Source organism: Halobacillus sp. A5 (assembly GCF_024189315.1).
GTDB lineage: Bacteria > Bacillota > Bacilli > Bacillales > Halobacillaceae > Halobacillus_A.
The window spans coordinates 723,142-740,381 of record NZ_JAIZEO010000001.1; the positions used below are offsets into that span (position 1 = coordinate 723,142).

Here is a 17,240-nt window from a genome sequence, read left to right on the forward strand (position 1 = left end):
TATGCAGATTTACTTGCGTAAGTGTGTTCAAATCCCTCACTTTAAGCAGTCTATGAGAGCACAAAAAAAGCTGTGACACACGGTCACAGCTAGCTGTTAATTAAAATTGTATCTTCTCCTATAATCTCCACATGGTTCCAATCGATTACGATTTCGCCCCGGGAATGAAAAAGCCCCTTATTTAAAATGATGAGCGATAATATTTCCCCGCTTTCAGGATTTATGGTTAAATCTGCCTGCCCTAACACACCTAATTTTTTCCCCTCCTTTATATCAATAACTTCTTTAGAAGAAAGCTGTTTCAACCGCATGCCTGCACGCTCCTTTTATCGCTTTTCACTGATTAGTTGTGAAAAATGAACAATCTTGTAATCTTTATCGATTTGAGTAATCAACTCATCTAAACTGTTCGAAGTGACTTCTGTCGGATGCATGAGTATGGTGGCGCCATTATGCAGCTTAGATGTCACACGGTGGGTTAAAACTTCTTCAGTAGGATTCTTCCAGTCAATGGTATCCACCGACCAAAGAACCGTTTCCATTCCCAGTTTGTCCGCTGTTTGTACCGTTACGTCTGAAAAACTGCCGGAAGGGGGAGCAAAATATTCAATTTCATCGTCTGTTATAGCTTGAAGAATTTCATTTGTTTTTGTAAGGTTTTCTTCGGAAGTTGAAGAGTTCAGATGTGAAAAGTCAGGATGGTTATAGCCATGACTTCCTATTATATGATCATCTTCAGCAATCATTGATACAAGCTGCTTATGTTTCTGGGCAAAAGCACCGTCAATAAAAAAATTCGCTTTGATATTAAATTTATTAAGGGTTTGAAGAATATCCGGTATATATTCTTCTCCCCATGATACGTTAATAAGAAAACTAACCGCCTTTTTCTTACCGTGCCCTTTATATATAGGAGCAGGAGAAAGATCCTTTAAAGAAGTGGAAGGCGGAATTTCGTCAAAAACAAGTTTCTTTTCATCAAATTCCCCTTCTTTCTTCATGTTTTGAAATGATTTTTCTACATTTACCTTCTTCCCATATAATCCCGGGGTTTTTTTCCAGACTTTATCAATATAAGCATTCTCCGGAGCCTGATAATAATCTTTTTCTTTTTCTAAAATTTTATCTTGTAAGGAGGGATGTTTTGAGACAGGTTGAGAATCGGGGTCAGCCGTAATAACGAAAAATATTATAACGAGAACTACAGCAGCAAGTATTTGAATGATTCTTCCCACCGAAAACTCCCCCTTCACTTCATATCTATGCGTAAAAGGACAACCTTATACTAAAAGGAGGGTTCTGTAAGCATAAAAAAAGAAACTGGCTGACCAGTCTCCGTTTTTATTACTCACTCGTTTCCTGAGCTTTCTTTTCATCAATAAGAATGGCTTTTCTTGATAAGTTAATTCTGCCCTGCTTATCAATTTCTTTTACTTTTACCTTAATAGAGTCTCCTACAGAAACAACGTCTTCTACTTTACCAATACGTTCTTCTGCGAGTTCCGAAATATGAACAAGACCTTCTTTACCTTTGAATAGTTCAACAAAAGCACCGAACTTCTCCACACGTTTAACCTTGCCTTCATATACTTCTCCAGCTTCTACTTCACGGACGATGTCTTCTATAATTTTCATTGCCACTTTATTCATAGATGCATCAGTAGAAGAAACAAACACCGTACCATCCTGCTCAATATCTATTTTTACCCCTGTATCATCAATAATTTGATTAATTTGTTTCCCGCTTGGTCCAATGACATCGCGGATTTTATCCGGATTAATCTTCATCGTCATAATCTTAGGTGCATACTGAGATAGTTCACTTCTGGATTCAGGCAGCGTAGCCATCATGGAGCTTAAGATCTCCATGCGTCCTTTTTTAGCCTGCTCAAGAGCTTCTTCTAATATTTGACGGGAAAGACCTTCGATTTTGATATCCATTTGAAGTGCTGTGATCCCTTTTTCAGTCCCGGCTACTTTAAAGTCCATATCTCCAAGGAAATCTTCCATACCTTGAATATCAGTTAGGATTGTATAATCTTCTCCTGATTTAACCAGTCCCATAGCAATCCCTGCTACAGGGGCCTTTAAAGGAACACCGGCATCCATCATAGCCAGCGTGCTTGCACAAATACTCGCCTGAGAAGTGGAACCGTTTGATTCTAATACTTCTGAAACAAGGCGAATGGTATATGGGAATTCTTTTTCAGAAGGAATAACCACTTCTAATGCCCTCTCCCCTAAAGCACCATGGCCGATTTCCCTGCGTCCTGGTCCACGGATAGGGCCCGTCTCTCCCACTGAATAATGTGGAAAATTATAATGGTGCATAAAACGCTTCGATTCTTCCAAGTCAAGTCCATCTAAAATCTGTACATCCCCAAGCGCACCTAAAGTACAAATACTTAAGGCTTGAGTCTGCCCGCGTGTAAACAATCCTGAACCATGAGTTCTTGGAAGAATACCTACTCTGGAAGAAAGCTTACGAATCTCATCAACACCCCGTCCATCAGGGCGGATCTTATCTTTCGTAATCAGACGGCGCACTTCTTCTTTTACAATATTATCAAGTATCGATTTCACCTGTTTAATTGTCTCTTCATCAGCTTCTAACTCTTCGTAGGCTTCTACAATAGCTTTCTTTGCATCATCTATTGCTTCTTCACGAGCTTTTTTCTCTTCAGTCTTGATTGCAGTAACCAGGGGCTCTCTAGCCTCGTCTTCAACCTTGTCTTTTAATTCCTGGGCAAGATCGAACAGCTGTACTTCCATTTTTTCTTTACCGACCGCAGCGATAATTTCTTCCTGGAACGCTACGAGACGTTTAATTTCTTCGTGTCCAAGCATGATCGCTTCAAGCATATCCTCTTCGGAAACTTCCAGCGCGCCAGCTTCTACCATATTTATTGCATCTTTAGTACCGGCTACAGTTAAATCAATGTCGCTTTCTTCCTGCTGTTTTACTGTAGGGTTAATAATAAATTCTCCATTAATCCGCCCTACCACAACACCGGCAATCGGTCCTCCAAAAGGAATATCTGATATGCCAAGAGCAATAGAGGAACCAAGCATTGCTGCCATTTCTGTAGAACAATCCTGGTCTACACTCATTACAGTGCTGATAACTTGAACGTCATTTCTAAATCCATCCGGGAACAGCGGGCGGATGGGGCGGTCGATTAAACGTGAAGCCAGAACAGCTTTGTCGCTCGGACGACCCTCTCTTTTAATAAAACCACCAGGTATTTTACCTACCGCATACAATCTCTCCTCATAGTTAACCGTTAATGGAAAGAACGGCAAATCTTTAGGCTCTCTAGACCCGGTTGCTGCAGATAGCACGGAGGTATCACCATATTTAATCATAGCGGCACCGCTGGCCTGCTTGGCCAGCTCACCTACTTCTATAGAAAATGTGCGGCCTGCTACATCAATAGAAAACACTTGATTTTCTTCTGCCATAAAGTATTTAACTCCTCTCAATCACCAAAAAAATAATAGATTATATCACACAGTTTACACTTATTTTATGTAAACATACAGAAAAAGCGGGATTTACTCCCGCTTTTCTCTCATGCATTAGCGACGCAGACCAAGGCTCTTAATTAACTCACGGTAACGTGTAATGTCTTTATTACGCAGGTAGTTGAGTAAGTTACGGCGTCTACCTACCATTTTAAGCAAGCCGCGACGAGAATGGTGGTCCTGCTTATGTGCACGCAGATGCTCATTCAAGTTCGTGATTTGTTCAGTCAGAACAGCGATCTGTACTTCTGCAGATCCTGTGTCATTTTCATGAGTCTTATACTCATTGATTAGTTCTTGCTTACGTTCTTGTGTGATAGCCATTATAGCTACACCTCCTATTAAGATTTAGAATTCCCTTTCCCCGAGCGGTCGTCGGAGTTACGTACCGCCAAGCGAAGGTTCCATATTAAAGGGTACATTTTTTAAAGGTAAAATGCAAGTAAAAAGTATGATGTCCCAATTACCTGACAACTTACAGACGCCTTATTATTTTAACAGTCTGCGTGTTTTTAACTCATCATCATTCAGCTGACGGACAAGCTCATCTACTCCATTAAATTTATTTTCACTTCGTATAAATTGGCGGAAGTGAACCCTTACCACATTGCCATAAATATCGCGGTGAAAATCAAAAATATGAATTTCCAGAGTTCTTTTATTTCCATTAAAAGTAGGTTTATAGCCGAGATTAGCCATTCCTTTATACAATTCGTTTCCTACATTTACCGTAACAGCGTAAACACCATTTTTCGGCAGATAATACTCGTGATTTAAGCTTATATTAGCAGTCGGGTACCCAATCGTATGCCCGCGCCTGTCCCCCGTCACAACTTCTCCTGTAATGGTTAATGGGCGGCTCAGCAATTGACCGGCTGCAGAGACGTTGCCTTCATCCAGCAGTCTGCGTATTCGAGTAGAGCTTATTTTTTCACCTTCATCGGATACTTGTTCAATCGTACTGGTTGTAAACCGTCCTTGTGCATATTCCGGCAGTAAGTGCATGGTTCCTTTTCCTTTAAAACCAAAGGTAAAATCAAAGCCCGCCGCAACGTGCCTGACATTTAAAGAAATAAAATAGCTTTCAACAAAATCCTCCGGAGGTAATGATGCGAGCTGCCTGTCAAAATGGACCACAAATAATGTATCAATACCCAAATTTTCAATAATCTGCTCTTTTTCTTTTAGTGGAGTTATATATTTCGCTTTTTCAACACTTCGATTTAACACGACGGAAGGATGTGGATCAAATGTCATTACTGCACTTTGAACACCGAGTTCACTCGCTTTTCTCTGAGCGGTTAATATTACTTGCTGGTGTCCTTTATGAACACCATCAAAAAAACCAACCGCTAAAGCGCTGGGTGACAAGTGTGGGGGCAGCGATTCTTTTTCTCTCAAATAAATGGTTTTCACTAATTCTCACCTGCTTTAGATCAAAATACTCGTATAGGTTTTATTTTATCAGGTTTAGAAGGGTGCTGCTGATAAATTGCTATGACCTCACCTTTACATTTTACAACAAATGGATCATTTGTCACATTTGGCGGCTTTGGCAGAACTTGACCATGCTCAAACACAAACCTTTCATCATTATTAATAGGGAAATCATTTAAATGAGTCAAGCCTACACTTATGGGTAGAATGGCATCCATGGCACTGCCTTTATCCACCAGCTCCTGAACTTGCTCAAAAGTGAAGCACTTCTCTCTGTCAATACCACCAGTTTCCAAACGGATAAGCGATGACATATGCGCAGGAAAGCCTAAAGCTTTTCCGATATCCACACACAGTGTGCGTATGTAAGTCCCTTTAGAACACGTTACGTTCAATTTGAACAGTAATTCCTCATTAGTAAATGTAACAGAATCTTCATTTAAACCAATTTCTTTAATATGAACTCTTCTTACGGGTCTCTCAACTTCCTCCCCGTCCCTGGCATATTGATATAAGCGTTTCCCTTTTACTTTAACAGCAGAATACATCGGGGGAATTTGTGTGACTTCACCTTTAAACCTTTGTAAAATGTCTTTGATTTCCAATATAGATGGACACTTATTAACCACCTCTTTTTCGATAATAGCTCCTGAAGCATCTTCAGTTTCTGTTGATCTGCCAACCGTAACTTCCGCTTCATAAACTTTCTCTGTATCCGTCAAAAAAGGTACAATCTTTGTTGCCTTACCTATACATAGTGGGAGAACGCCTTCCACATCAGGATCTAATGTTCCCGTGTGACCTATTTTTTTCGTTCTCAGCATACCTCGTGCTTTACTTACACAATCATGAGAAGTAAAGCCTTTTTCTTTCCATAAAGGAAGAATTCCATCCATACTGCTTCCATCCTCTCTATAAGATCATCCATTAAAAAATCCGTGCTAGAACAGCACGGATTCCTTATCTAGCAGAAAGCTATACTGAAAACATTAATTCTCAGTATCATTTAGATCCTTTAGAATGGTTTCTATTCGATTTCCTCGTTCAATTGCGTCATCGAATTCAAATGTAATCTCAGGTGTTTTCCTAAGACGAATCCTTTGACCAATTTCTGAACGAATAAAACCTTTTGCTTTTGCAAGACCTACAAGTGTATCATGCCTCTGCTTCTCATCTCCCAATACAGAAATGAAAACTTTGGCCTGCTGCAGGTCTCCGGTTACTTTAACTTCAGTAACTGTTACGAAGCCTACTCTCGGGTCTTTAATTTTCTTACTAATGATGTCAGTTAATTCTTTCTTCATCTGCTCACCGACTCGGTTTGCACGTAAATCGTTCATATCTCTTCACCTCTTCAACCACAACATTACAACCATTCAGTTAACGTTTCTGTTCGTTCAATTTCTGGAAAAGAATCAATTAAAGCCAAAGCCTGCTGCATTGTTTGTTCCGCCACAACCTTGCTGCTCGAAATGGTCACAATGCCTATACAAGTACGCTGCCACAAGTCCTGGAAATCTAATTCACTTACAGCTACGTTATACTCGTTGCTTAGTCTCGTTTGAATTCTTTTTAGAACAGAGCGTTTCTGTTTTAATGATTGTGCATCATAGAGAATACACTCTACCTCAGCACTTAAAATCATGTGCGTTCAATCTCCTCCATAACGTATGGTTCGATAATGTCGCCGATTTTTAAATCATTAAAGTTTTTCACTGTGATTCCGCATTCGTACCCCTGCATTACTTCTTTCGTATCGTCCTTATAACGTTTTAATGCGTCAACTTCACCTTCATAAATGACTACACCATCTCGAATCACTCGGATTCCTGAGTTACGTGTGATTTTGCCATCTGTTACATAAGAACCGGCGATTGTGCCAATTTTGGATACTTTAAAGATTTCCCGTACTTCAACCTGACCGATGATTTTCTCTTCATATTCAGGATCAAGCATCCCTTTCATAGCTGCTTCTATTTCTTCCATAACTTTATAAATGATATTGTGCAGTCGGATTTCAACGTTTTCAGATTCTGCTGCTTTCCTAGCATTCCCGTCTGGACGAACATTAAAACCAATGACAATCGCATTTGAAGCAGAAGCTAATGAAATATCAGATTCGGTAATTGCTCCCACACCAGTGTGGATAATCTTTACTTTGACACCTTCTACTTCAATCTTTTCAAGAGAACCGGCTAACGCTTCAACCGACCCTTGAACATCACCTTTTAGGATAAGATTAATATCCTTAATTTCGCCTTCTTTAATTTGACTGAATAAATCATCCAGGCTGACTCTCGCTGTGGAACTACGATCCGCTTCAAGCTGTTTTTGAGCACGTGTTTCTCCAATTGAACGAGCTTTTTTCTCGTCCTCAAACACGAGGAATCGGTCACCCGCCTGGGGAACATTATTCAGCCCTGTAATCTCAACAGGCGTAGATGGAGCTGCTGTTTTAACACGGCGTCCCAGATCATTAACCATCGCACGGACGCGGCCGAAAGTGTTACCAACTACAATGGCATCTCCTACATTTAGCGTACCATTCTGTACCAGCAAAGTAGCAACAGGCCCCCTTCCTTTATCAAGTTCAGCTTCAATAACTGTACCAAAGGCTGGACGGTCAGGGTTAGCTTTAAATTCTTCCATCTCGGATACTAATACAATCATCTCAAGTAATTCATCAATTCCTTCACCTTTAACTGCAGACATTTTCACGAAAATCGTTTCTCCGCCAAAGTCTTCGGAAATTAATTCATACTCCATCAATTCCTGCATGATACGATCAGGATTTGCTCCCTCTTTATCCATTTTATTAACCGCTACGATAATTGGAACTTCAGCTGCTTTCGCATGGTTAATGGCTTCCCGTGTCTGCGGCATAACTCCATCGTCAGCTGCAACAACAAGGATCGCAATATCTGTTACTTGAGCGCCGCGTGAACGCATGCTGGTAAAGGCTGCGTGCCCGGGTGTATCTAGAAAAGTGATTTTCTTGTCATTTTCTTCAACTTGATACGCTCCGATGTGCTGAGTGATACCTCCAGCTTCTCCCTCTGTTACTTTCGTATGACGGATTGAATCGAGAAGCGTTGTTTTACCGTGGTCAACGTGACCCATAATCGTAACAACTGCCGGACGCTCCCGTAGATCCTCAGGAGCATCTTCCACATCAAGGTTTTCAATGTCGGTTTCGTCTATGAGTACTTCTTCCTCAACTTCTACGTTATATTCTGCACAGATTAGTTCAATCGAATCTGCATCCAAATCCTGGTTTTTCGTAGCCATAACTCCAAGCATCATTAAGTTTTTAATTATTTCTGTAGAATCTTTATTAAGTTTATTACCCAGTTCACTTACCGTTAAAGATCCTGTGTAAGTAATTTTCTCTGGTGTCTGTTTTTGTTTTGGCTTGTCATTTTTTGGTCCTTGATTTTTCTGAGGACGCTGATTTTTCTTATTAGGTTTATTGCCTTTGGAATTATTTTTCCCTTTAGGCTGCTGGTTATTTTGCTTATTGGAAGTTTTTTTATCATTAGCAGGCTTTGACTGGGATTGGTTCTTTCCAAAAGCCTGGTCTAATTTCCCTTTAACGTCATTTTCAACTGTAGACATATGGTTGGAAACTTCCACATTCATTTCTTTTAATTTATCAATTACCTGTTTACTAGATAGTTCATTCTTTTTGGCATATTCATATACGCGCATTTTACTCATACGTTCACCCCCGGATAGATTCATCGAGCAGCGATTGCAACTTTTTCGCAAATCCTTGATCCAGAACTGCGACCGCGACTCTCCCTGACTTTCCTATGGCTTGTGAAAGAGTTTCACGATCATCCACCACATAGCAGGGTATATGATAAAAGCTGCACTTATCGGTCAGCTTCTTTTTTGTTTGTTTACCTGTATCATTAGCAATTAGCACAAGCTTTGCCCGCTTGTTTTGTATTTCTTTAACGATTTGTTCTTCACCTAATGTCAATCTGCCGGCACGAAGAGCAAGCCCTAATAAATTCAGGTAGCTGCCCATTAGGAGTTACCTTCTACAGCTTTTCTTAAATCTTCGTAAACAGAAGCATCCACTTTAGTGTTTAAATGACGGCTTAATGCTTGTTTTTGCTCAGCCTGATCTATGACTTCAAGGCTTTTTGAAACATAAGCCCCTCGTCCGTTTTGTTTGCCTGATTGATCAACGAACACTTCGCCTTCTTTGTTTCGGACAACACGGATTAACTCTTTCTTCGGCTTCATTTCCTGTGTAATTACACATTTACGTAAAGGTTGTTTCTTGGAACGGGCCATCGCTCCCCCTCCTTAATCTTCCTTTGAATCTTCTGTTTCTTCTTCATAATCAGCTGTGCTTTTTGTTAAAATGCCTTCTTCCTCGGCTTCGCTTTCACTTTTAATGTCAATTTTCCAGCCAGTCAGCTTAGCAGCAAGACGCGCATTCTGACCTCTCTTACCTATGGCTAAAGAAAGCTGGTAATCAGGTACAACTACAGTTGTAGCTTTTTCTTCCTCATTCACAATAACTTCAACTACTTTAGAAGGGCTTAAAGCATTTGAAACATATTCAACTGGATTTTCTGACCATTGGACAATGTCAATTTTTTCACCTTTCAGCTCATTAACAATGGCTTGTACACGCTGCCCCCGCTGTCCGACGCATGAACCCACTGGATCCACTTCCGGATCTTCAGCATGTACTGAGATTTTTGAGCGGTCACCGGCTTCACGTGCAACTGAACGAACTTCAACTGTTCCATCGTAAATTTCCGGTACTTCCATTTCAAATAATCTTTTCAGAAGACCAGGGTGAGTACGGGATACATAAATGTGAGGACCTTTATTACTATTCTCGACTTTAGTTACGAAAACTTTAAGCCGGTCGTGAACTTCATATACTTCTGTAGGCATTTGTTCACCTTCAGGAAGTCTCGCTTCGATTTTACCCAGGTTAACGTAGACAAAGCGAGGATCTTTACGTTGAATGATTCCTGTCATAACATCCTCTTCACGATCTACGTACTCCCCATAGATGATGCCGCGCTCTGCTTCACGGACACGCTGGGTAACAACCTGTTTAGCAGCTTGGGCCGCAATTCTGCCGAAGTCCATAGGAGTTACTTCTACTTCAATAACATCCTCTTCTTCATAGTTCGGATTTTTTTCTTTGGCTTCTTCCAGAGAAATTTCCTGCTGAGGATCCATGACTTCTTCCACGATGACTTTTCTGGCAAACACTTTCATGCTGCCTTCCTCTTCATTAATATCTACACGAACATTTGTCGCAGAGTTGAAATTCTTTTTATAAGCAGAAATAAGAGCTGCTTCTAACGCTTCCAACAGTAAATCTTTGTCAATGCCTTTTTCCTTTTCTAAATAATTCATGGCATCAAATAGCTCACTACTCAAGAGTTAATCCCCCTTAATTAAATGTTACAGCCAAATTAGCTTTGGCAATTTTGTTGAATGGTACTTGTAATTGTTTTTTACGGGCTTTAATACGAATCTCAATCGTAGCGATCTCATCCTCGAAACTCAATAGAGTTCCTTCAAATTCTTTCTCCCCGTCCATTGGTTCGTATAACTTCACATAGATGTGCTCTCCTGAGTACTTTATGAAATCATCCTGTGTTTTAAGAGGTCTTTCAGCTCCAGGAGAGGAAACCTCAAGAAAATACGCGCCCTCAATAGGATCCGTTTCGTCGAGCTTTTCACTAAGCTGCTCCGATACTTGTCCACATTCTTCAATATCCACGCCTCCGGTCTTATCGATAAAGACGCGCAAAAACCAATTCTTACCCTCTTTTTTGTACTCTACATCAACTAATTCAAGATTTAATTGTTCTAAAATAGGTTTAACTAATTGTTGTGTTACGGCTGTAATGTCTTGACTCAACTGGAATCCCTCCTTGAGCTGATTTCATTTCTGGTTTGGTAATGACATTACGAACTAAATAGAGTCGAAACGAAACCGCTATGAATAATCATAGCGGCTTACGAGAAAAACTTTACGAACATGCGCTTAAAATATACGAAAGAGTGGGTTTCCCCACTCTTCCGGCCGTTCTTATCGCTCTTGTCACCATAAAAAATATACCACAGTTTCCGTTATAATGCAATACAACCTAAAATAGAGAAAGCTGGTTCTCTTCAGGCATGCCTTCTAAGCACCCCTGGGTGTCCAAATATTCAAGAACTGTCTTAGAAATGCGGCTCCGTTCACGAAGGTCCTGTTTTGAAAGAAATTCTCCTTCTTTCCTTGCATTTACTATATTAATCGCTGCATTTGTTCCTAAACCGTCTACGGCATTAAATGGCGGCACTAAATTATTACCGTCAACTAAGAAGTCGGTTGCACTTGAGTGATAAAGATCAACAGGTTTAAAGCCGTATCCCCTCTCACACATTTCCAACGAGATCTCAAGCACGGTCATTAAGTTTTTTTCTTTCGGTGTTGCATCTAAACCCTTAGCCTGAATTTCTTCAAGGCGTTTACTGATAGCTTCTGAACCTTTAATCATTGTTTCAAGCTCAAAGTCACCAGCCCGCACAGTGAAGTAAGCGGCATAGAAATATATAGGATAATGGACTTTAAAATAAGCAATCCGCACAGCCATCAAAACGTAAGCTGCGGCGTGAGCTTTAGGGAACATATATTTGATCTTCTTACAGGAATCGATGTACCAGTCGGGTACACCATGTTTTTTCATTTCTTCGATCCATTCATCCTGCAGGCCTCTTCCTTTTCTTACAAACTCCATAATCTTAAAAGCAAGAGAAGGATCCAGTCCTTTGTGCATGAGATAAACCATTATATCATCACGACAACCAATAACTTCAGGCAGGGTGCAGATGCCATCATTTATTAACTGCTCTGCATTTCCAAGCCACACATCTGTCCCGTGGGAAAGTCCGGATATGATGACCAGCTCTGCAAAAGTTTTAGGCTTTGTATCTTCAAGCATTTGACGGACGAAACGCGTTCCGAATTCAGGAACACCTAGTGTTCCCGTTTTACACATAATTTGATCAGCCGTTACTCCAAGCGCTTCCGGTCCGCTGAAGATTTTCATTACTTCGGGGTCATCCACAGGGATCTCTTTTTGGTCGATGCCGCTGAGATCCTGTAGCATTCTTATCACCGTCGGATCATCGTGCCCGAGAATATCAAGCTTCAGCAGGTTATCATGAATAGAATGGAAATCAAAATGAGTCGTTTTCCATTCCGATTTTGTATCATCAGCCGGGTATTGAATTGGCGAAAAGTCAAATATATCCATATCGTCCGGCACGACAATGATGCCTCCAGGGTGCTGCCCTGTCGTTCTTTTTACTCCAGTGCAACCTTGAACGAGACGGTCGACCTCTGCATTTTTATATTGAAGCTGATGATCTCCTGCATAGCCTTTTACATAACCATACGCCGTTTTCTCAGCAATTGTGCCAATCGTTCCTGCACGATAAACGTTCTCTTCTCCAAACAATACTTTAGTATAGTTATGGGCCTTAGGCTGGTATTCTCCTGAGAAGTTTAAATCAATATCAGGGACTTTATCTCCCTTGAACCCCAGAAACGTTTCAAACGGAATATCTTGTCCATCTTTCTTATACGCCGTACCACATTGAGGACAATCCTTTTCCGGTAAGTCAAACCCACTCCCGACCGAGCCATCTGTGAAAAATTCGTGATGACAGCATGACGGGCATACGTAATGAGGCGGAAGAGGGTTCACTTCAGTAATATCGGTCATCGTCGCAACAAACGATGAACCTACCGACCCGCGTGAACCTACGAGGTAACCATCTTCTAAAGATTTTGTTACAAGTTTCTGCGAAATCAAATAAATGACAGCGAAGCCATGACCGATAATACTGGCCAGCTCCTTCTCCAAACGTTTTTCTACGAGTTCAGGCAGTTCATCTCCATATAAGCTTTTTGCCTTATTATAGGACATTTCTCTAATCTCTTGATCTGCTCCTTCAATATTAGGGGTGTAGAGATCATCTTTTACGGGCGTAATTACATCAATACGGTCATTAATAAGGTGAGTGTTAGTTACTACGATTTCTTCCGCCTTATTATTACCTAAAAATGAGAACTCCTCAATCATTTCATTCGTCGTTTTAAAATGTACATCTGGAAGGGTTTGACGATTCAATGGATTCCCGTTTTGAGAAGAAATTAATATTTGACGGTACTGTTTATCATGAGGCTCTAAATAATGTACATTGCCAGTCGCTGTTACTGTTTTATTTAAACGTTCTCCTATTTTCACTACTTTTTTTAAGATGTCATAGATTTGGGCTTGGTTTTGTACCAGGTCCTTCTCTAATAAATGATAGTAATTGCCCGGTGGCTGTACTTCTATAAAATCATAATAGGAAGCTGTTTTTTCTGCTTCTTCTTCAGATTTCTGCATGGCAGCTTCAAAAACTTCACCCTTATCACATCCAGAACCGACCAGGATACCTTCCCTCAGTTTTGACAGCCGCGAACGGGGGATACGGGGAACTCTATAAAAATAATTAACGTGAGACTCTGAAACCAGTCTGTAAATATTCTTCAACCCAGTTGTATTAGCAGCTAACAGCGTAACATGGGAAGGTCTTGAACGTTGATATGCTTTACCTTCACCCATATAATCATTCAAGTTCCTATGATTCCTTATTCCACGCTCGAAAGCTTTCTTAAGAAGCTTCCACAACAAATAGCCGGTAGCTTCGGCATCATAAATTGCACGGTGGTGCTGAGTAAGCTCTATATCAAACTTCTTACATAGTGTGTTTAATCGGTGATTCTTCAACTCAGGCACTAAAAAGCGGGCAAGCTCCAGCGTATCAATTACCGGATTTACCGCCTTACCCAGGTCTATTCTCTGAAACCCTGTATTTAAAAATCCCATGTCAAAGCTGGCATTATGCGCTACTAAAATATCATTACCCATCCATTTATGAAAATCTATTAGGACATCTTCAATTTCCGGTGCGTCTTTCACATGATCATCTGTTATTCCCGTCAGATCTATCGTCGTCTGAGATAAGGTCTGGTGAGGATTCGCAAAGGATTCAAAACGGTCAATAATTTCCCCGTCTTTCACCTTGACAGCTGCTAATTCGATAATTTTATCGTACACAGCTGAAAGACCTGTAGTTTCAACGTCAAACACGACATAGACATCATTCTCTAAATCTCGATCCTGTTCCTCATATGCGATTGGCACTCCATCGTCTACCAGGTTAGCTTCCATGCCGTAAATAATTTTCACACCATGTTTTTCCCCGGCAGAGTGTGCTTCTGGATACGCCTGTGCCACCGCGTGATCAGTAATCGCTATCGCTTCATGTCCCCACTTTCCTGCTTGGGCTACTAGACGTGAGGCAGAGACAGGAGCATCCATCTGACTCATCGTAGTATGGGCGTGAAGCTCAATCCGTTTTTGACCCTCTTGAGCTTCATCGTTTCTCAGTGTAGGGGTTATTTCGTTAATATCATTTGCCATCATCGTTAATTCACTGGTGAAATTATCTGTTTGAATGCTGCCGCGGGCTTTAATCCACATCCCCTTTTGCACCTGCTTAAAGAGCTCAGGATGATCATCCCCCCGCGAGAACATCTTAATAGAGAATGAATCAGTGTAATCCGTAGCTTTAAGAAGTAACAAGTGACGTCCCGAACGGAGTTCTTTAATATCAACATCAAATACATACCCTTGAACCGTCTTTCTTCTTTCTTCTTCAAGCAGGGTTTCCATTGGCTCAGCATCCTCCTGAATTTTGTAACCAATTTCAAGAGGCCCTTTTGGTTTGTGGTCTTCCCTTTCTTTAGCACGTTCTTCCTGGTCTTTTACCGCTTTTTGAACAATCAGTTTATCCTCTTGCTGCCGCTGTTCTTGAAACTTTTTAAGCTCTTCGTGTTCTTCCTTAACTCGTGTGTTGAGAAGCAATGAAGGAAGTCCTGACTGAACACAGAAACTTTGCAGTGGCAGTTCCAGCTTTTTCTTTACCGCATGACTTTCTGCTAAGTTCCTACAGGTTAACATAATCTTATTTCCGTTAACTTCGGGTGTTTGTTCAATAAGTAAGTCCTTATACCCTGGTGTTAAACCACTTAATGATTGAATGAAATGCTTCCAGTATTCACAAAGGTCATCTGTACTCAACGTTTGATCATTAGATTCAATCGTCCAGTCTATCGCAGCCAGAGATTGAAAAGTGTTTAATAATTTACTCGTAAAAAGCTGATAGACTGAAGGCGGCAGAGGTTTATCCAATTGAAATAAAAAATGCCATTTCTTTTCTGTTTTATAAACCGTCAGCTTTAACAACCTGCTGTTTTCGAAGTGGGGCTGAATTAATTCTTGAGGAAATTGGATTTGTTCCAACAAATAATGCATTTTGTCTTGATTGCTCACATCCAATGTAATTCCTTCCTCTCTGGACCAGGGTCCTTTTCTTTCGAACAAATATATACCCTTGCCTATTAAAGCAAGGGTACCTTTATTCTCTCTATTTATTATTAAACCATTGTCGAACAGTGTCAATAATATCTGACTGGTTTATTTCATCTTGCTTACCTGATTGACGTTCTTTAACTTCTACAATTCCTTCAGCGGCACGTTTACCGACAGTAATTCTTAAAGGAATTCCAAACAAGTCGCTGTCTGCAAACTTCACTCCTGCTCTTTCTTTCCGGTCATCATATAATACTTCAATTCCTGAAGAAAGAAGCAGCTCATACAACTCATCAGCCAGCTGTTTTTGGTCATCTTTTTTAGGATTCAGCGAAAGCAGATGAACTTGGTATGGAGCAATATGAGCAGGCCACGTAATTCCATTTTCATCATGATACTGTTCCACAATAGCAGCCACTGTTCTCGAAACTCCAATGCCGTACGAACCCATAACCATTGTTTGTGATTTCCCCTGGTCATCCAAATAGGAAGCATTCATATTCTCCGCATAAAATGTACCTAATTTGAATACATGGCCAACTTCGATTCCGCGGGCAAATTTAATTAAGCCTTGTCCGTCCGGTGAAGGATCTCCTTCTTCAATAAAGCGTAAATCCGCATAGGCTTTTACTTTAAAATCCCGTTTAGGGGTTACATTGATATAGTGATAACCTTCTTTATTTGCACCGCATGTTACATTAACCAGCTTCTCAACAGCATAATCGCCAATGACTTCCACTTCCTCAGGCACATCTACAGGGCCCAGTGACCCAAAGCCTGTGCCTAACAGCTGCCGTGTTTCCTCTTCTGTTGCCAGTTCAACAATGTCAGCATCATAGAAATTCTTCAGCTTGATATCGTTCGTTTCGTGGTCGCCCCGGGTCACTACCATTACAAACCGCTCATCCACTTTAAACATGATCGATTTTAAGCCTTGATTTAAATCGTGACCCAGATAATCGGCCACTTCCTGCATCGTTTTTTGGTCCGGCGTCTCTTTTTTCTCTAAATTCAGAGGGGTTTCATTCGATTCAGGATAATCTAAGACGACTGGTGCCATTTCAATGTTAGCTGCGTAATCAGACGTGTCGGAGTAAGCAATAACGTCTTCGCCGACTTCCGAAAGCACCATAAACTCATGAGTATCTTTTCCACCCATCTGCCCGGAATCAGCAATAACTGCCCGGAAATCGAGACCACACTTTTCAAATACCTTTGAGTAGGCGTTAAACATTTGAGTATAGCTTTCATCAAGACTCTCAAACGACTCATTGAATGAGTAAGCATCCTTCATCAGAAATTCACGGCCGCGAAGAAGACCGAAGCGTGGACGTCTTTCATCCCTGAATTTATTTTGAATCTGATAGACCATTAATGGTAAACGTTTGTAGCTCTTAATAGAATCGCGCACTATGCTCGTAATAACTTCTTCATGGGTGGCACCCAATGCAAACTCTCTTTCATGGCGATCGTGAAGACGCATTAACTCTGATCCGTACGTATTCCACCTCCCGCTTTCCTGCCAGAGCTCAGCGGGCTGCAGAGCAGGCATCATTAATTCATGGGCTCCTGCCTTGTCCATCTCTTCACGTACAATATCTTCTACCTTTCTTAGAACCCGTTTTCCTAATGGCAGGAAGCTGTAAACACCTGAAGCGATCTGTCTTATGTAGCCTGCACGTACGAGCAGCTGATGACTTTTTATTTCAGCATCTGCCGGGTTTTCTTTTAAGGTAGGTATTAACATTTGGCTTTGTTTCATTTTTTCACACCCCAATTTGTATTAGAAATAAAAAAAGAAGGCCCTGGAGCAGAATG

Annotated in this window: 15 protein-coding genes; all 15 read right to left on the reverse strand. The window is 40.9% G+C overall.

Annotation, left to right across the window (positions count from 1 at the left end; translation table 11 throughout):
* Positions 1 to 89: 89 nt before the first annotated feature.
* The gene (locus LF822_RS03810; protein ID WP_253922627.1) at positions 90 to 311 is read right to left on the reverse strand and encodes a YlmC/YmxH family sporulation protein; all 222 of its coding nucleotides are present in this window, start codon (positions 309 to 311) and stop codon (positions 90 to 92) included.
* A 15-nt stretch (positions 312 to 326) separates the two neighbouring features.
* Entirely contained in the window at positions 327 to 1,235 is a 909-nt protein-coding gene (locus tag LF822_RS03815; protein ID WP_253922628.1) for a polysaccharide deacetylase family protein, read from the reverse strand.
* A gap of 109 nt (positions 1,236 to 1,344) precedes the next feature.
* Positions 1,345 to 3,462, reverse strand: a complete 2,118-nt coding sequence (gene pnp / locus LF822_RS03820; RefSeq protein ID WP_253922629.1) for a polyribonucleotide nucleotidyltransferase — start codon at positions 3,460 to 3,462, stop codon at positions 1,345 to 1,347.
* A 117-nt stretch (positions 3,463 to 3,579) separates the two neighbouring features.
* Complete coding sequence (rpsO, locus tag LF822_RS03825) at positions 3,580 to 3,849, reverse strand: 30S ribosomal protein S15 (protein ID WP_253922630.1); 270 nt, start codon at positions 3,847 to 3,849, stop codon at positions 3,580 to 3,582.
* Between the two features lie 165 nt (positions 3,850 to 4,014).
* Positions 4,015 to 4,941, reverse strand: coding sequence for a bifunctional riboflavin kinase/FAD synthetase (locus LF822_RS03830; RefSeq protein WP_253922631.1), 927 nt, complete (start codon positions 4,939 to 4,941; stop codon positions 4,015 to 4,017).
* A gap of 20 nt (positions 4,942 to 4,961) precedes the next feature.
* Positions 4,962 to 5,858, reverse strand: coding sequence for a tRNA pseudouridine(55) synthase TruB (truB, locus tag LF822_RS03835; RefSeq protein ID WP_253922632.1), 897 nt, complete (start codon positions 5,856 to 5,858; stop codon positions 4,962 to 4,964).
* A 93-nt stretch (positions 5,859 to 5,951) separates the two neighbouring features.
* A complete protein-coding gene (gene rbfA / locus LF822_RS03840) occupies positions 5,952 to 6,302 on the reverse strand; it encodes a 30S ribosome-binding factor RbfA (RefSeq protein WP_253922633.1) in 351 nt (116 codons plus the stop codon).
* Between the two features lie 26 nt (positions 6,303 to 6,328).
* Positions 6,329 to 6,607 (reverse strand): DUF503 domain-containing protein, encoded by a 279-nt coding sequence (locus tag LF822_RS03845; RefSeq protein ID WP_253922634.1) that lies wholly within the window; start codon positions 6,605 to 6,607, stop codon positions 6,329 to 6,331.
* The gene (gene infB, locus LF822_RS03850; RefSeq protein WP_253922635.1) at positions 6,604 to 8,679 is read right to left on the reverse strand and encodes a translation initiation factor IF-2; all 2,076 of its coding nucleotides are present in this window, start codon (positions 8,677 to 8,679) and stop codon (positions 6,604 to 6,606) included. Before infB ends, LF822_RS03845 begins: the two co-directional genes overlap by 4 nt.
* Positions 8,680 to 8,683: 4 nt before the next feature.
* Positions 8,684 to 8,995 (reverse strand): YlxQ family RNA-binding protein, encoded by a 312-nt coding sequence (locus LF822_RS03855; protein WP_253922636.1) that lies wholly within the window; start codon positions 8,993 to 8,995, stop codon positions 8,684 to 8,686.
* The gene (gene rnpM / locus LF822_RS03860; protein ID WP_253922637.1) at positions 8,995 to 9,267 is read right to left on the reverse strand and encodes an RNase P modulator RnpM; all 273 of its coding nucleotides are present in this window, start codon (positions 9,265 to 9,267) and stop codon (positions 8,995 to 8,997) included. Before rnpM ends, LF822_RS03855 begins: the two co-directional genes overlap by 1 nt.
* A 12-nt stretch (positions 9,268 to 9,279) precedes the next feature.
* On the reverse strand, positions 9,280 to 10,380 hold the full coding sequence (nusA, locus tag LF822_RS03865) for a transcription termination factor NusA (protein ID WP_253922638.1): 1,101 nt from the start codon (positions 10,378 to 10,380) through the stop codon (positions 9,280 to 9,282).
* A gap of 13 nt (positions 10,381 to 10,393) precedes the next feature.
* Complete coding sequence (rimP, locus tag LF822_RS03870; protein ID WP_253922639.1) at positions 10,394 to 10,867, reverse strand: ribosome maturation factor RimP; 474 nt, start codon at positions 10,865 to 10,867, stop codon at positions 10,394 to 10,396.
* Between the two features lie 229 nt (positions 10,868 to 11,096).
* Positions 11,097 to 15,389: a PolC-type DNA polymerase III gene (locus tag LF822_RS03875; RefSeq protein WP_253923452.1), complete on the reverse strand. Its 4,293-nt coding sequence runs from the start codon at positions 15,387 to 15,389 to the stop codon at positions 11,097 to 11,099.
* An 88-nt stretch (positions 15,390 to 15,477) separates the two neighbouring features.
* Entirely contained in the window at positions 15,478 to 17,184 is a 1,707-nt protein-coding gene (locus tag LF822_RS03880; RefSeq protein ID WP_253922640.1) for a proline--tRNA ligase, read from the reverse strand.
* Positions 17,185 to 17,240: the final 56 nt, after the last annotated feature.

Excerpts from the sequence above, each read along its gene's own strand:
- LF822_RS03810 (WP_253922627.1), bottom strand. The coding sequence starts at position 311 with ATGCGGTTGAAACAGCTTTCTTCTAAAGAAGTTATTGATATAAAGGAG.
- pnp (WP_253922629.1), bottom strand. The coding sequence starts at position 3,462 with ATGGCAGAAGAAAATCAAGTGTTTTCTATTGATGTAGCAGGCCGCACA.
- rpsO (WP_253922630.1), bottom strand. The coding sequence starts at position 3,849 with ATGGCTATCACACAAGAACGTAAGCAAGAACTAATCAATGAGTATAAG.
- truB (WP_253922632.1), bottom strand. The coding sequence starts at position 5,858 with ATGGATGGAATTCTTCCTTTATGGAAAGAAAAAGGCTTTACTTCTCAT.
- rbfA (WP_253922633.1), bottom strand. The coding sequence starts at position 6,302 with ATGAACGATTTACGTGCAAACCGAGTCGGTGAGCAGATGAAGAAAGAA.
- LF822_RS03845 (WP_253922634.1), bottom strand. The coding sequence starts at position 6,607 with ATGATTTTAAGTGCTGAGGTAGAGTGTATTCTCTATGATGCACAATCA.
- infB (WP_253922635.1), bottom strand. The coding sequence starts at position 8,679 with ATGAGTAAAATGCGCGTATATGAATATGCCAAAAAGAATGAACTATCT.
- LF822_RS03855 (WP_253922636.1), bottom strand. The coding sequence starts at position 8,995 with ATGGGCAGCTACCTGAATTTATTAGGGCTTGCTCTTCGTGCCGGCAGA.
- rnpM (WP_253922637.1), bottom strand. The coding sequence starts at position 9,267 with ATGGCCCGTTCCAAGAAACAACCTTTACGTAAATGTGTAATTACACAG.
- LF822_RS03880 (WP_253922640.1), bottom strand. The coding sequence starts at position 17,184 with ATGAAACAAAGCCAAATGTTAATACCTACCTTAAAAGAAAACCCGGCA.